The following is a 14,775-nucleotide window of genomic DNA, read 5'->3' as shown; positions in this document are numbered from 1 at the left end:
CGTTCTTCCGACGATCAATCCCCACGCTTCGGGTGCGCTCGGACCAACCCGCCATGACCTCGACCTCGCCAGACGAACTCCGAGTGCTCCGCGACGCGACGTGCCCGGCCTGCGGCCTGCTCTGTGACGACATCCGCCTGTCCTGCTCGGGGGATCGGATCATCGCGGCCGACCGGGCGTGCGATCGGGGCCGATCGTGGTTCCTGGGCGACCACCGGGCCTCGGATCTCCCGCCCGCGTCGGTCGATGGAGACGCGGCGCCCGTGGCCTCGGCCCTCGATCGGGCCGCCTCGATCCTCGTCGCCGCCAAAGCGCCGGTGATCGCCGGCCTGACCTCGGCGACGATCGAGTCCCAGTCGCTCGCCGCCTTGCTGGCCGATCGCCTCGGCGCGACGATCAGCCCTGATCATGCCCCCGAGGCCCTCCCTCGCATCCTGGCCATGCAGCGGGCCGGGGCGGTCCTGGCCTCGTTCGGCGAGGTGATCCATCGGGCCAGGGTGATCCTGCTCTGGGGGGTCGACCCGGACCGCTCCCACCCCCGGTTCCGGGAACGATTGATCGACCGCCCCGGGCGATTCGTCCCCGAGGGCAGGGCGGGCCGCACCGTCCTGGTCGTCGATCAGGGGGCTTCGGCCTGCCGGGGCTGGGCCGACGGCGCGATCGCCGTCTCCGAGGGTCGCCACACCGAGGCGATCCAGGCCCTCCGCGCCGCGGTCCGGGGAGTCGCCGCCGATCCGCTTCGCCTGGAACGTCAGTCCGGGACGCCGAGGGATCTCTGGCACTCCTGGGCCGACCTCCTGAAGGCCGCCCCCTACGGCGCCATCGTCTTCGGCACCGAGCTGGCCCGCGAGGGGGCCGCGGCGATGGAAACCCTGATGCGACTGCTCGACGACCTGAACACGATCACCCGATGCGTGGGCGTCCCCCTGGCCGGCCCCGGCAACCCCTCCGGGGCCGAGGCCGTCCTGACCGGGAGGCTGGGCGCCCCGGTCTCGGTGGACCTGGCCGGCGGCACGGCCCGCTATCGCCCGAGCGACGCCGAACCCTGGACCCGAGTGCGATCCGGCGAGGCGGACGCCGTCCTCGTGGTCGGGGATCTGCCCGACGACCTCGCCGCGGACCGTCCGGAATCGGTGCCGTTGATCGTCGTCGGGCCGAGGGCAACCGCCCGCGCCGCCCCCGGTGTCGTGGCCATCGCCACCGCCACGCCGGGGATCGACCACGGCGGCACCTTCAGCCGATCCGACGAGGTCTCCCTCCCCCTGCGCCCGGCGATCGCCCCCGATCGCCCGCCGGCCCGCGAGGTGCTGGCAAGCCTGCTCGACCGCTGCGAGACGCTCCGGGCCGAGCGGTCACTCCCCTCTCTCCCGCCCTCGGCCGGAGCGCACGATGCAGGTTAACGGCGTCCCCATCGTTGAGACCTTCGCCGAAGCCTTCCCGATGGTCGGCACCCGCCTGATCGTCACCGCCGACACCGCGCACTGGGCCGAGGTCGCGGCTCGGGAGATGAGCGGCTATGCCTCCAGCGTGATCTCGTGCGACGCCGAAGCGGGCATCGAACGCCCGTTGCCGCCCGACGAAACCCCCGACGGCCGGCCCGGCGTGGCGGTCCTGGCGTTCGCCTTCAGCAGAGATCACCTGGAAAAGGCGCTGGTGAAACGGGTGGGCCAGTGTGTCATGACCTGCCCGACCACCGCCTGTTACAACGGATTGCCCATCGCGCCGGGGGACAAAACGCTGACCATCGGCGGCAAGCTCCGCTACTTCGGCGATGGCTGGCAAATCAGCAAAAAGCTCGGCGATCGCCGCTTCTGGCGCATCCCGGTGATGGATGGCGAGTTCACCTGCGAGGACCGGTTCGGCTCGGTCAAGGGGGTGGCCGGGGGGAACCTGATTTTCCTGGGCACCGATCCCCGATCGACCCTGGAAGCCACCGAAACCGCGGTCAACGCCATGCGAGCCATCCCCGGCGTCGTCCTCCCGTTCCCAGGCGGGATCGCCCGATCCGGCTCCAAGGTCGGCAGCAAGTACAAGGCCCTGCTCGCCAGCACGAACACCGCCTACGCCCCCATGCTGCGCGGCCTGGTCCCGACCGACTTGCCGGCCGAGGTCCGATGCGTGTATGAGATCGTGATCGACGGTTTAACGCTCCACGACGTCGAGTCGGCCACGGTGGCCGGCATCCTGGCCGGGTCGGGCCACGACCTCGTCGCCATCACGGCCGGGAACTACGGGGGAAAGCTCGGCCCGTTCCATCTCCACTTGCACGAACTTTTGAAGCGGTCCTCGGACTGAGGACGGTCGGGCCGGGACGTCCCCGTCAGACACCTCCTGAATTCCGCACCGATTGCTCCTTGATGCTCCTGGCGCAGAATTCGCGGTCCTTCCAGAGCACCCGCCCCCGGACATAGTGCCAGACGCTCGCGGTCGTGATGGCGATGTAGGCCGAAATCCCGGCCGGCAGGGCGAAGGCGAACGCCCTCGGCAGGTCGAGGAAGACCACCACCGGCATGGCCGCCGCCGCCTGGCCGAGCACCCCGACGACCCCGACCACCGACCAGGCCACGGCCATCGGCGCCAGGCCCTCGGCGCCCCACGCGCCGAGCATCCCCAAAACCAGGGCCGCCCAGGGCGTCCAGGCCATCAGCAGGCCCAGGACGGCCCCGGTGGCGTACTTGTGGAACGTGTAATCCATCCCCGCATAGGCATTCTTGCGCAATCCGCGCCAGATGTCGGCGAAGGAGCCGTACATGTGGGTTTGAGAAAGCTCGGGGGCGGCGTCGACCTGGAGCCGCCCCCCCCGCCCCTTGACCCGGGCGGCGAACTGGATGTCCTCCACGATCTCGCTGCGCACGCATTCGATACCGCCGACGCGATCATACGTGGACCGTCGGATCAGGACGAACGCCCCGTGCGCCAGCGCCTCGGCCCGGGCCGGGTCATTCACCCGCCGGAGGGGATAGAGCAGGGAGAGGATCTGGATGAGTGCCAGGGCGATCGATCCTTGCCAGAAGGTCTCGCAGCGCGGCCGGCCGAGGAAGGAAACGAAATCCGCCCCGGTGCGCTCGGCCCGATCGACCGCCGAGGCCAGGGCACGGGGGTGGAGCCAGAGGTCGGCATCGACCATCCAGATCCACTCCGATTCCGTCACCTCGACCCCCTGGTGCAGGGCCCACGTCTTGCCGACCCAGCCGTCCGGACGCGGTGCCCCGGGCAAGAGCCGCACCGGGTGCCGATCGAGGCCGTTGCCGGCGACTGCCTGCCGGACCAGCGCGGCGGTCCCATCGACCGACTGGTCATCCACCACGTGGATCGAGAGGTGGGGATATTGCTGCGACAAGAGGCAATCGAGCGTCTGGGCGATGTGGTCCGCCTCGTTGCGGGCGGGCACGACCGCGGACACGGTCGGCGCCTCCGGTCCCCAGCACCGATCGGTCGGCCGAAGCCACCGAGACGACCGGGAGCGTTTCACGCAGACCACCGCCAGCGCGACCCAGCCGAGGGCGACCACCAGGGCCGGGATCAATCCAAGAATCATCACGCGATCTCCCGTCACCGTGTCTCGGGTCGCGTGGTCGCGGGCCGGTGTCGGCCCCGAACCCCCAGGTCCTTCGCGATCCGGCCGGCGGCGATCTTGCCGCTCTGCACCGCCATCGGCAGGCCCGCCCCCGGTTGGACCCCCCCACCGACGAAGTACAATCCCGGAACATCGGCCCGGTAATTCAAGGGGCGGAAGCCCCCGCCCAGGATGTTATGCTTGCTGCTCAATCCGTAAATCGCCCCGCGGAAGGCGTGGAATTTCCGGGAGAATTCGGCGGGCCCCGTCACCTTGCGCGAGACGGTCGCGTCGGCCAGGCCGTGCATCCCGGCCCGTTCCAGGCGATCGATGAGGCGGTCGGCGTACCGCTGCTCGAAGTCCGGGTCGCTCGCACTCTCGTCGGGCATCGCCGGGGCGCCGATGACGACGAACGGGTTGCTCCCGCCTTCGGGAGCGTCGCCCGGATCGGTCGCGCTCGTCACGTTGACATACAAGGGGGGGTCGCTCGGGAACTCGCCGCGGTCGTAGACCTCGTCGTAGACCCGGCCCGAGCCCTCGGTCAAGACGAGCAGGTGATGGGCCGACAGGTCCCAGGTCCGGTTGCAGCCCAGTTGCACCGTGAAGAAGGAGCCGGAGGGTTCCACCTTCCCCTGCCGAATCGTGTCGACCTCGGGGCTGAAGCCGCGGCCGCCGCGCAAGAGTCGGTGCGTGTGCACGTAATCGCTATTCGAGACGACGACGTTGCACGGCACCGGCCCGTGCGACGTCGCGACGCCCCGCACCCGCCCCGAGGCGTCCAGCTCGATGGCCTCGGCCTCGACCCCGGTGTGGATCTCGACCCCCAGGTCGCGGCAGGCCGCGGCGATCGCCCGGGGGATGGCGGCGATGCCCCCCGAGGCGGGATACCAGACCCCCTCCCGGATGATCGTCCAGGGGATCACCAGCAGCGAGGCCGGCGCCGTGATCGGGTTGAAGCCCGAGTAGGTCGGGAACCCGTACAGCAGTTCCCGGATCGGGCCGGATCGGAACGTGCGGTCGACCTCGGCCGCGTACTGCTGGAACGGGGAGATGATCATCGCCGAACTCATCAACGGAGAGGTCAGCACCTGCGGCCAGCTCTCCAGAAGCCGATCGCAGTAGGCGTGGCCGATCTTCGCCGCGAAGCGGTCGAGCCGGTCGAGGAACGGCCCGAGCGCGTCGGCGTCCACCGGGTCGATCGAGGCGAAGGCATCGCGGAGGCCGGGTTCGTCGGCGGGCAGGTCCAGTCGCCGGCCGTCGGGGAAGACCACCCGGAAGGCCGGGTCGAGCCGGGTCATCGGCAGGTAGCGATCCGGGTCGAGCCCCGCCTGCGCGAACAGCTCGCGATAGACCCAGGGCATGACGACGATACTCGGCCCCTCGTCCCATCGGAATCCGGCCTCGCGACGCTCGCTGGCCTTCCCGCCCAGGTCCGCGTGCCGTTCCAGCAGCGTCACGCGCAATCCCCGCCTCGCCAGCTCGAGCGCCGAGGAGAGCCCGCCCACGCCCCCCCCAATCACCACCACATGCGATCCTGCCATGCCGCGTTCTCGATCGAAAATGAAGATTCCGGGCGAGACCGCCGAGGGGCCGACCGTCGGCCGCACCACCATTCCTCCGATCCCGGAGCCAACAGTATAGGCGCGGCGGCCACGCCGATCCAAAGGAACGAGACCGGCGCACGATCACGCTCGATTCGAACCACTCATCGCGGCGGTCGGCCCATGACCCCGGAAATTTGATCGCGAATTGTATTGCACACCCGTCACGGATGCTTCAAGATATTCATGCTGTTCCCGTCTCCCTGCGCGTCGCTCCAATCTCCCTGGCCCGGGTCCTCGACTTCCGATCGAGATTCCCGTCACCGCCCCGGGCCATTCGCGAAGGAGGGTCAATCATGCACATTCGAAGTGTCCTGTCGGGAACGTCTCGGTCCATCATCACCATCGGCACCGACGCGACCGTCTCCGAGGCGGTCGACGTCCTGGTCCGTGAGAATATCGGCTCGCTCCCCGTGGTCGACGAGGCCGGCGCGATGGTCGGCATCTTCACCGAGCGGGACATCCTCCGCGGCATTCACAACCAGGGCAAGGAATTCTGCCACGAGCCGATCCGCTCGGTCATGACCGAGCCGGTCGTCTCCTGCTCGGTCTCCGAATCGGTGCACGACGCCATGGGCCGCATGAGCGAACACAGCATCGGCCAGCTCCCGGTCCTCGACGAGAACGGGAGCCTCGTCGCCCTCGTCTCGGTCGGCGACCTGATCCGGTTCCTCCATGAATCGGCCGAGGAGGAGCGGAAGAACCTGATGAATTACGTCTACGGCCCCGCCTGACGAGTCGCCCGGGCTCCCATCGTCGTGGCGGCTCAGTTCGCCCCATCCCCCGTCTCGTCTCCTGCCGCCCCGTCTCCCCCGGGCGGCTCCTCGTCTCGGGATGGGCGAGGTTCGTCGTCCGATTCACGAGACGGCGTCCGGTTCACGAGACGGCCGCGAGTGCCTGCTCCAGGTCGGCCGAGAGGTCGGCCGGGTCTTCCAGGCCGATCGAGAGCCGGATCAGGCCGGGCGTGATCCCGTGCCGAGCCAGCAACTCGGGCTCCTGCCCGCGATGGCTCGTCGTCGCGGGATGGCTCAGGGTCGTGGCCACGTCTCCCAGGCTCGGCGCGAAGGGAATCTGGCCCAGGTGCCGGATGAAGGCGTCGGCCCGTCCCCGGTCCCCCAGGTCGAGGGTGACGATCGCGCCGAACCCGCCCTGCAGCAGCGATCGGGCCCGGTCGTGATCCGGGTGGTCGGGCAACCCCGGATAATGGACCGCCCGGACGGCCGGCGATCGGCCCAGCCGCTCGGCCAGTTCCATCGCCGTCGCGCAACACCGTGCCGACCGAAGGGGCAAGGTCGCGAGCCCTCGGCAGGCCAGCCAGCTCTCGAACGGGTTCCCGGAGAGGCCGAACGTCGACCCGAGCCGCCGCACCCGGTCCATCGCCTCCGCCGGGCCGGCGACCAGCCCCAGCGTCAGGTCGCTGTGGCCGCCGATCAGCTTCGTCCCCGAGTGCACGACGTACGAGGCCCCCAGCTCCAGCGGGCGGCAGAGCAGGGGGGCGAACGTATGATCGACCACCAGCTTCGCGCCGGCCCGGTTCGCCATCTCGGCCAGGCTCGGGAGATCCGGGACGCGGAGCAGCGGGTTCGAGAGGGTCTCGACCATCACCAGTCGGGTCCGGTCGCGCAGCACGGAGGCGAGCGTCTCGGGCCGGGTCGCGTCGAAGCCGCTCGCCTCGATCCCGAAGCGGCGCAGCTCGCGATCGATCAGCGAGATCGTCTTGCCGTAAAGCTGTTCGGCGAAGGCGATGTGATCGCCCGACCCCAGCTCCGCGAGCAGGACCGCGGCCGTGGCCGCCATCCCCGAGGCATACACGGCCGCCGATTCCGCCCCTTCCAGCGCGGCGACCCGGTCGGCCAGGGCCGCGGCATTCGGGTGCCCGTCCCTCGCATAGACGAATCCGTCTGCCTGCCCCGCGTAGACGGCATCGACGTGGTCGAGCCCCTCGAACCGATACACGACGCTCAACTGGGGAGCGGGCACCAGGGGGGGCGACGACGACCGGGGCAGCGGGGTCGATCGGGCACAGATCGTCTCCGGGGCGGCCCGGGGGGGAGAGAGGCGCGAGGGGTCGGAAGGGTCCATCGGCTCGATTCGGTTCGAGGGGCTCAATCCAGGGGTCCGGACGCAATACTGACGCAATCTGGGACGGCGACCGGCCGAGCCCGGTCAAGGCCGGGACGGCTCGATGCAGGCCCGATCGCTCACTTCGCCCCGATCGGGCCGTACTCCTTGCGGTGCAGCCGCCCGGCGACGCCGAGCCGCACGATGGCCTCACCCAGGTGTCGCAGGGCGAGGCGATCATTGCCGGCGGATCGGGCCGCCTTGGCCTCCTGGCGGCTGCTGGCCAGCTCGGCCCAGTCGACCGGCCAGGCGTGTTCGACGGCGAGCGAATGGACGCGCCGGATGTCGTCGCCCAGGCGATCGAACAGGGCGGCGTCGAGCGGGCAGGGGGCCGTGACGTAGATGTTCTCGTCCACCGGGTCCTCGGCCGGCTTGCGCTGGAAGGCGTTCCTCAGGCCGGCCAGCGAGAAGCCCTTCCCCTTCTTCTCCCCCTCGGCCGCCCCGGCGTCGGGCGAGACCGACCGCGAAGGGTCATCGGGGTCGTCCCAGGCCCCGGTGCGCACGACCATCACGGTGATGTTGTCGTGCCCCCCCCGCAGGTTCGCGAGGTGGAGCAGGTACCTGCAAGCCACCTCGGGGTGGAAGGACGAGGTGAAGGCCCCGAGCTCCGGGTCCTCGACGGGGCCGGAGAGCCCGTCCGAGCAGAGCAGGAAGACGTCGCCCGATTCGACCGGATACGGCCCCTCGATGTCGACCTCGATGTTCGGGTCGGGGCCGAGGCTCCGGGTGATGACGTTCTTCGGCACCGACTTCATCGCCTCCTCGCGAGACAGGTGCCCCCGCTCGATCAGCTCCCAGATCAGGCTGTGGTCGAAGGTCAATTGCTCGATCGAGCCGTTGCGGACGCGGTAGACCCGGGAGTCTCCCACGTGGGCGATCAATGCCCCGGCCGGCAGCAGGACGAGGGTCGAGGCGGTGGTGCCCATCCCCTCGAAATCCTTGTTGGCCGAGGCCTTGGTATGGATGATCTTGGCGACCTCGCGATAGGCCCGGGTCAGCCCTTCGGCCGGGCTGTCGATCTTCAGCTTCGCGAAGTTGTGGGGGATGTTGTCGCAGGCGAGCTTGCTGGCCAGCTCCCCGGCGGCGTGGGCCCCCATGCCATCGGCGACCATGAACACATGACCGCGTTTCTTCCAGGTCTCGACCGTCTTGGCGCGGACGATCGCATGGCTGTCCTGGTTATTCGACCGACGCATCCCGGTGTCGGTCGCCGCGGCGTCGATAATGATCTCTTGCCAGTTCACGACCGGCTCCCGCTGATTCGTCGATCGCACTCTGCTGGTCGGCCGCAGCGCCTCGATCGAGGGGGCGTTCTCCTCAACGACACAATCAACTCGGACGCGACGACCATCCCACCCCGAGGCCCGGCCCGGGTCGATCCATGATCGCCCGCGAGCATTGAGCCGATCTTACCGACCGATCCCACGGCCCAACAGACCCCAGCCGACCGGAATCGGACCAAGCTCCACCCGATCTCGAGAGGATTGCGTCTTCTTCAAGGGTAACGCGTCTCATGGTAGGCACGGAAGAGTACTTCGACTAAGGTGAGATTGTGACCGACCCGGGACCCGGGATGTCCCTCCCCGTCCCGATCCCCCTCGCAACGGCCCGAGCCCCACCCGACCGAGACCCGATCCGGCATGACTCCCTTCTCCCGGCCTCCGGAGATCGCCTTCCGGAAGCACACCCTGTCCAACGGCCTCGACGTCATCGTCCGACGCGACCCCCGCCTGCCGCTCGTGGCCGTAAACCTCTGGTATCACGTCGGTTCGAAGAACGAGCGGCACGGCCAGCGCGGCTTCGCCCACCTGTTCGAGCACCTGATGTTCGAAGGGTCGCAGCACTTCCCCGGCGATTTCTTCAAGCCGCTCCAGCCGAAAGGGGCCTACGTCAACGGCTCGACCTCCCCCGACCGGACCAATTACATCATCGACCTGCCGACCGCCCACCTGGAGCTGGCCCTGGCGATGGAGTCGGACCGCATGGGCCACCTGCTGCCGGCCCTCAGCGGGGAGAAGCTGGACATCCAGAAGGGGGTCGTCCAGAACGAATACCGACAGAACTACGCGAACCGCCCCTACGGCAGCGTCCCCCGAGTCCTGCCCGAAGCCCTCTATCCCCCCGACCACCCGTACCACTGGCCGACCATCGGCGCCATGGAGGACGTCGCCTCGGCCTCCCTGGCCCAGGTCGAATCCTTCTTCCGCCGCTTCTACGTGCCGAGCAACGCCAGCCTCTGCCTGGTGGGCGACCTCGACGAGGACGCGGCCTATTCCCTCGCCGAACGCTACTTCGACCCGATCCCGGGGGGCGTCCCGGCGATGGTCCCCCCGGTCCCGGAAGTCACCCCGCCCCCCGGCGATCCGATCTTGCTGCGCGATCGGGTCGAGCTGAACCGACTCTACCTGACCTGGCACACCGTCCGGCAGTTCCACCCCGACGACACCCCCCTGGGCCTCGCCGCCGACCTCCTGGCCCGGGGGCGGTCGAGCCTCCTCTATCGCCGACTGGTCCTGGAAACCCAGCTCGCCCAGAACGTCTCGGCCTATCAGTCGGGTCGGGAGCTGGCCGGCACCTTCGGCATCATGGTCACGCTCCGGCCCGGTCGGTCGTGGGAGGCCGCCCGCGACCTGATCGACGAGGAGTTATCGGCCCTCGCCCTGCGGGTCGATCCCGACGACCTGACTCGGGTCCGGACTGGCCGGCTCGGCTCCCTCGTCTACGCCCTGGAGTCGATCGGCGGCTTCGGCGGCGTGGCTGATCGGCTCAACGCCTACAACACCTACCTCGGCGACCCGGGCCGGATCACGTCCGACTTCGACCGCTTCGCCCGGGTCACCCCCGATCAGGTGGCCGAGGTCGTCCGGCGATTCCTCCGCGGCGGGGGCGATTCGAAGCCTCCCCGGGTCGAACTGGTCGTCCTCGGCCGCTCCCAACCGGCCGTTGCCGAGCCGATCAGACGCGATCAGGCGCCGACCGCCGCCACTCCCGTCCCGTTTCGTCCTCCGGTCCCCGAGCGTCTGACCCTCGCGTGCGGGGCCGAGCTCTGGGCGATCCCGAGGCGCGACCTGCCGGTCGTCACCGCCAGCCTCGCGATCCCCGGGGGGGCGGGGGTCGTCCCCCCCGACCGGGCCGGCCTGGCCAGCCTGACCGCGGCGATGCTCGACGAGGGGACGGCCTCGCGGTCGGCCCTCGACCTGGCCCGAGCGGCCGAATCGATCGCGACCAGCATCTGGGCGACGGCCGGCTGGGACGGTTCCTACGTCGGCCTGAGATCCTTGACCGCCAACCTCGACGCCAGCCTCGACCTGGCGATCGACATCCTCCGCAACCCGACCTTCCCGGAACCCGAGTGGGACCGCATCCGGCACCAGTCGCTCGCCGCGCTCCGGGCCCGCCGCGACCGGGCCGAGACGGTCGCGGCCCTCACGCTGCTCCGCGCCCTGTTCGGGGCCGATCACCCCTATCGGGTCCCGGCCGACGGGACGGCCGAGACCGTCGATCGGCTCGACCGGGGGCAACTGCATCAGTTCCACGCCGAGCGATATCGGCCGGCCGGGTCGGCCTGGATCGTCGCCGGAGACATCGACCCCGAGGCGATCGCCCGGCAGCTCGACTATCGCCTCGGCGACTGGTCCGGGACGGCCCCCGAGCCGATCCCCCCCATCGCCCCGGCCCCGGCCGCCCGCCGCCGGATCATCCTGGTCGACCGGCCCGACGCCCCGCAGGCGAGCGTCCGGGTCGGGCAGATCGGCCTGCATCGCCGCGAGGACGATTACCTCGACACGATCGTCCTGAACCAGATCCTCGGCGGCCAGTTCTCGTCCCGGCTCAACGAGTCGCTCCGCGAGAAGCGGGGCATCACCTACGGCGTCCGGAGCGCCTTCGACGCCCGCCGGGGGGCCGGGCCGTTCACCGTCTCGGCCGCCGTGCAGAGCGACCGCGCCGCCGAGGCGGTCGGGGAAATCGCCCGGGAGATCGAGCTCCTGCTCGGCGATCGGCCCCCGTCGGACCGGGAGCTCGACGACGCCCGGCGAAGCCTGCTCGAAGGGCACGCCCGGCACTTCGAGACCCCCTCGGACCTCGTCTCGCGCTTCGCGAGCCTGTTCCTGCACGGCTTCCCGGCCGACCACCACGCCACGTTCGCGGGGCGACTGGCCGCCGTCAGCCTCGACTCGATGGCCCGGGCCGCCGCGCGTCGGCTGCACCCGGAGGGCTTGGTGGCGGTCGTGGTGGCCGATGCCGACGACGTCCTCGGGCCGCTCGAGGCCCTCGGCTGGGGCCCCGTCGATCGGGTCGAGGCGCCTTGAATAAATCGCGATCGGCGTCGTCGTTCCTCTTGGAACCTCGGGCGTCCGGCGAGCCCGGCCGGCCGACCCGTCGGGTTCGCTGGCCCGGCGCGCTACAATTCGTGACGAGCCCTTGATTGAGGACGGCCGGATCCGAGAGAGGCCCAGCGGAGCGAGCGATGCCGACCCGAGCCAAGCGGTTTCGAATCCTCCGCCGATCTCGGGTCGCCTTGCGTCGGGCCCTCCTCCGCCTCGACCGGAACCCGCCGGCCTGGACCGACGACCTCACCCCCTGGTCGGCCAGCCTCCTGACCCACCTGGTCCTGGTCATCCTCATCGCCATCCTCGCGTTCTGGGGGCCGATCACCGACCCGGGCGGCGGCGGGCCCGGCTTCGAGGCCAGCATGGCCGACCAGCTCACCGACGACCTGACCACCCTCGACAGGCTCGACCGGTCGGGCGACCCCTTCACCCGGCTCGACGACCCGACCCCTTCCTTGCCGATCGACCCGACGGCGATCGACCCCGATCTCGTCAACGTGCCCGAGCTGGCCACCCGGTTCGGGCCGTCGTTGCAATCGAGCCCGCTGGACCTGGTCGTCGAACGCCCCGATCGCCTGAAGCTGGGCGAGGCTCCGCTGGCGACCCAGCTCGGCAGCCAGGCGCAGATTGCCCCCTTTTCGGGCCGGAGCGCCGCCATGAAGGCCGCCTTGCTCCGCCGAGAAGGGGGGACCGCGGAATCGGAGGAGGCCGTCGAACGCGGCTTGCAATGGCTCCTTCGGCATCAAGGGCCGGCGGGCAACTGGTCCCTGAACTGTGCCCCGCATTGCACCGAAGGCCCGTGCCCCGGCAACGATCAGATGATCTCCGACACGGCCGCGACCGGCCTGGCCCTGCTCCCGATGCTCGGCGCCGGGCATTCGCACGTCGAGCCGGGGCGCTATCAGACCAGCATCGACCGCGGCCTGACCTGGCTCAAGGGCGCTCAGCAGGCCAATGGAGAACTGTACCTCGGCGGCGAAGGGAACACCCGGATGTACAGCCACGCCATCGCCACGATGGCCCTGTGCGAGGCGTATGGTGTCTCCCGAGACCTCGAGCTGCTCGAACCCGCTCAGCGGGCGATCCGCTTCATCATCATGGCCCAGAACCAGCAGGACGGCGGCTGGCGCTATCAGCCGGGAGACGCCGGGGATACGTCCGTCTTCGGCTGGCAGATGCTCGCCCTGCGCAGCGCCTCGCTGGCGGGGATCAAACTCCCCGATCACGTGGTCGTCGGCTGCCGACGCTACCTCGACGGCGCCGCGTCCGACCCGACCGGGGCGACCTACGGCTACATGCCCGGCCGCAAGCCCAGCCCGGTGATGACCGCCGAGGCCTTGCTCTGCCGCCAGTACCTCGGCTGGAAACGCTCGACCCCCGCCCTGCGGACCGGGGCGGCCCAGGTCTTCCAGGACCTGATGACCTCCGGCGACCGCAACATCTACTACTGGTACTACGCCACCCAGTTGCTCCACAACCTGGGGGGCACGCCCTGGGAACGCTGGAACACCCGGATCCGAGAGGGCCTGATCGCCAACCAGACCAAGGGGGACGGCTGCGACCGCGGGAGCTGGGACCCGAACAGCCCCCAGCCCGACCGCTGGGGCCGCAACGCCGGACGCCATTACACCACCTGCTTGTCCATCCTCACCCTCGAAGTCTATTATCGTTACCTTCCGCTCTATCAGGAACGCGACCTCCGCCCGATGAGCCCTCCCCCTCCACTCCCCTCCGACGACGCGGCCGACTGATGACCACGGAACGCTCCGGTCCCGTCCGAGGAGGGCGGGCCTTGCTCGCGACGGTGTTAGCGGCCGTGGTCCTGGGACTGGGGGCCTGGTGGTCGATCCCGGGGCCTGACCCGGCCGCCGACGCCCCTCCCGACCCCGATTCGCTGGCGATCGCCCGGTCGCAACTCGAACAGGGGGCGGCCGAGCTGGCCTGGGAAACCCTCGCCGCCAGGCTCCGGCCCGATGCCGAGGCCCACTGGCTCATCAGCCGGGCCGCCTTGCAGCGCCTGGATCGTCCCACCGCGGAAGCCGCGCTGGCCGAGGCCCGGTCGCTCGGGTTCGTCGACGACCCGATGCGCACCGAACCGGCCCCGCACGTCGGCTCGGCGCGTTGCGTCTCCTGCCATGCCGAGATCGGCCACGACCAGCGCTCCAGCCACCACGCCCTGACCTTCGCCGACCGCTCGGAGCTGGGCCAGCTCCCCCTGCCGGACGGCCCCATCGCCGACCCCGAGGTCCCCGCGGTGCGGCATTCCTTCCGGCGGGAAGGCGATCAGATCCTCGTCGAGACCGAGGTCGAGGGGGAGCGGTTCGCGATGGTCCTCTCGCACCTGATGGGATCGGGGCACCACGGGACCACCCCGGTCGGGATCGACCCGCTCGGCAACGTCGTCGAGCTCCGGCTCTCGTACTACGCCGGGGGGGTCGGCTGGGATCTCACGACCGGCCATGCCCCCCGCCCGGGCCTCCCGTCCGAATTCCTCGGCCGGACGCTCCCCGCCCACGAGCAGGAGAGTTGCCTGAGCTGCCACACCACCCGCGTCGAACCCGCCGACGCGCCGGCACGGCTGACGGTCGTCGAGGGCGGGATCGGGTGCGAACGCTGCCACGGCCCCGGAGGGAATCACGTGGCGGCCGTCGCGGCCGGCTTCTCCGAGCCGGCCATCGCCCGCCCCCGGCTGGCCTCCGCCGATCAGGTGATCTACCTCTGCGGCGATTGCCACCGGAGTTCCGACACCGGCCCGCTGGAGGCCTCAAGCAGCCCCCTGCTGGTCCGGTTCCAGGCGACGACATTCGTCAGGAGCGCCTGCTATACCCGGTCACCCGCGCCGGCCGCGTTCGATTGCGTCAGTTGCCACAACCCCCATCGGGACGTCGAGACGGACCCGGCGCATTACGAGACCGTCTGCCTCTCCTGCCACTCCGGGGGGCGTCCGGCCGATCCTCCCGCCGAGTCGGCGGGCCCGATCCCGTCGGTCGCCCGGACCCTCTGCCCGATCGAGCCGACCGGGGGCTGCGTCTCCTGCCACATGCCGCCCCGGGAAAGCTCGATGCGGAACACGACGTTCACCGACCACCACATCCGGGTCCAACGCGACCTCCCTCCGGCCGGTCCCGGGACCCCGGATCGGCAGGCGGATCGGGCCGACGAGTGA

General features: G+C 70.3%; 10 protein-coding genes. 6 read left to right on the top strand and 4 right to left on the bottom strand.

Features of this window, described 5'->3' with window-relative positions; all coding sequences use genetic code 11:
* The first annotated feature begins 53 nt into the window (after window positions 1-53).
* Complete coding sequence (locus AB1L88_RS20110) at window positions 54-1,400, top strand: formylmethanofuran dehydrogenase subunit B (RefSeq protein WP_367098481.1); 1,347 nt, start codon at window positions 54-56, stop codon at window positions 1,398-1,400.
* Window positions 1,390-2,295, top strand: coding sequence for a formylmethanofuran--tetrahydromethanopterin N-formyltransferase (fhcD, locus tag AB1L88_RS20105; RefSeq protein WP_367098480.1), 906 nt, complete (start codon window positions 1,390-1,392; stop codon window positions 2,293-2,295). The genes AB1L88_RS20110 and fhcD overlap by 11 nt, the downstream gene beginning before the upstream one ends.
* Before the next feature lie 25 nt (window positions 2,296-2,320).
* Here fhcD and AB1L88_RS20100 read toward each other — a convergent pair whose 3' ends face one another.
* Both AB1L88_RS20100 and crtI read right to left on the bottom strand, forming a co-directional pair.
* Window positions 2,321-3,538, bottom strand: coding sequence for a glycosyltransferase family 2 protein (locus tag AB1L88_RS20100; RefSeq protein ID WP_367098479.1), 1,218 nt, complete (start codon window positions 3,536-3,538; stop codon window positions 2,321-2,323).
* Window positions 3,539-3,552: 14 nt separating this feature from the next.
* The gene (gene crtI, locus AB1L88_RS20095; RefSeq protein ID WP_367098478.1) at window positions 3,553-5,097 is read right to left on the bottom strand and encodes a phytoene desaturase family protein; all 1,545 of its coding nucleotides are present in this window, start codon (window positions 5,095-5,097) and stop codon (window positions 3,553-3,555) included.
* 356 nt (window positions 5,098-5,453) lie between these two features.
* On the opposite strand from crtI, the gene AB1L88_RS20090 reads away from it, so the two are divergent.
* Window positions 5,454-5,891, top strand: a complete 438-nt coding sequence (locus AB1L88_RS20090; protein ID WP_367098477.1) for a CBS domain-containing protein — start codon at window positions 5,454-5,456, stop codon at window positions 5,889-5,891.
* 142 nt (window positions 5,892-6,033) lie between these two features.
* Here the strand turns inward: AB1L88_RS20090 and AB1L88_RS20085 are convergent, their stop codons facing one another.
* Both AB1L88_RS20085 and AB1L88_RS20080 read right to left on the bottom strand, forming a co-directional pair.
* Window positions 6,034-7,239 carry an aminotransferase class I/II-fold pyridoxal phosphate-dependent enzyme gene (locus tag AB1L88_RS20085; protein ID WP_367098476.1) on the bottom strand — a complete coding sequence of 402 codons (1,206 nt, stop codon included), beginning with the start codon at window positions 7,237-7,239 and terminating at the stop codon, window positions 6,034-6,036.
* 119 nt (window positions 7,240-7,358) lie between these two features.
* On the bottom strand, window positions 7,359-8,522 hold the full coding sequence (locus AB1L88_RS20080; RefSeq protein WP_367098475.1) for a protein phosphatase 2C domain-containing protein: 1,164 nt from the start codon (window positions 8,520-8,522) through the stop codon (window positions 7,359-7,361).
* A 396-nt stretch (window positions 8,523-8,918) separates the two neighbouring features.
* On the opposite strand from AB1L88_RS20080, the gene AB1L88_RS20075 reads away from it, so the two are divergent.
* The 3 genes from AB1L88_RS20075 (at window position 8,919) to AB1L88_RS20065 (ending at window position 14,775) form a co-directional block, all read left to right on the top strand.
* The gene (locus tag AB1L88_RS20075; protein ID WP_367098474.1) at window positions 8,919-11,588 is read left to right on the top strand and encodes a pitrilysin family protein; all 2,670 of its coding nucleotides are present in this window, start codon (window positions 8,919-8,921) and stop codon (window positions 11,586-11,588) included.
* Between the two features lie 158 nt (window positions 11,589-11,746).
* Window positions 11,747-13,360 carry a prenyltransferase/squalene oxidase repeat-containing protein gene (locus AB1L88_RS20070; protein ID WP_367098473.1) on the top strand — a complete coding sequence of 538 codons (1,614 nt, stop codon included), beginning with the start codon at window positions 11,747-11,749 and terminating at the stop codon, window positions 13,358-13,360.
* A complete protein-coding gene (locus tag AB1L88_RS20065; RefSeq protein ID WP_367098472.1) occupies window positions 13,360-14,775 on the top strand; it encodes a multiheme c-type cytochrome in 1,416 nt (471 codons plus the stop codon). Before AB1L88_RS20070 ends, AB1L88_RS20065 begins: the two co-directional genes overlap by 1 nt.

The sequence above is a fragment of the Tautonia sp. JC769 genome, assembly GCF_040717455.1.
GTDB lineage: Bacteria > Planctomycetota > Planctomycetia > Isosphaerales > Isosphaeraceae > Tautonia.
The sequence above is the reverse complement of the archived record's forward strand: the minus strand, read 5'-3'. Positions and strand labels throughout refer to the sequence as shown.

Bases quoted from the DNA above. Each gene is read 5' to 3' on its own strand.
- AB1L88_RS20065 (WP_367098472.1), top strand. From the start codon at position 13,360: ATGACCACGGAACGCTCCGGTCCCGTCCGAGGAGGGCGGGCCTTGCTC.
- AB1L88_RS20110 (WP_367098481.1), top strand. From the start codon at position 54: ATGACCTCGACCTCGCCAGACGAACTCCGAGTGCTCCGCGACGCGACG.
- AB1L88_RS20090 (WP_367098477.1), top strand. From the start codon at position 5,454: ATGCACATTCGAAGTGTCCTGTCGGGAACGTCTCGGTCCATCATCACC.
- AB1L88_RS20100 (WP_367098479.1), bottom strand. From the start codon at position 3,538: ATGATTCTTGGATTGATCCCGGCCCTGGTGGTCGCCCTCGGCTGGGTC.
- AB1L88_RS20075 (WP_367098474.1), top strand. From the start codon at position 8,919: ATGACTCCCTTCTCCCGGCCTCCGGAGATCGCCTTCCGGAAGCACACC.
- AB1L88_RS20085 (WP_367098476.1), bottom strand. From the start codon at position 7,239: ATGGACCCTTCCGACCCCTCGCGCCTCTCTCCCCCCCGGGCCGCCCCG.
- AB1L88_RS20070 (WP_367098473.1), top strand. From the start codon at position 11,747: ATGCCGACCCGAGCCAAGCGGTTTCGAATCCTCCGCCGATCTCGGGTC.
- fhcD (WP_367098480.1), top strand. From the start codon at position 1,390: ATGCAGGTTAACGGCGTCCCCATCGTTGAGACCTTCGCCGAAGCCTTC.
- crtI (WP_367098478.1), bottom strand. From the start codon at position 5,097: ATGGCAGGATCGCATGTGGTGGTGATTGGGGGGGGCGTGGGCGGGCTC.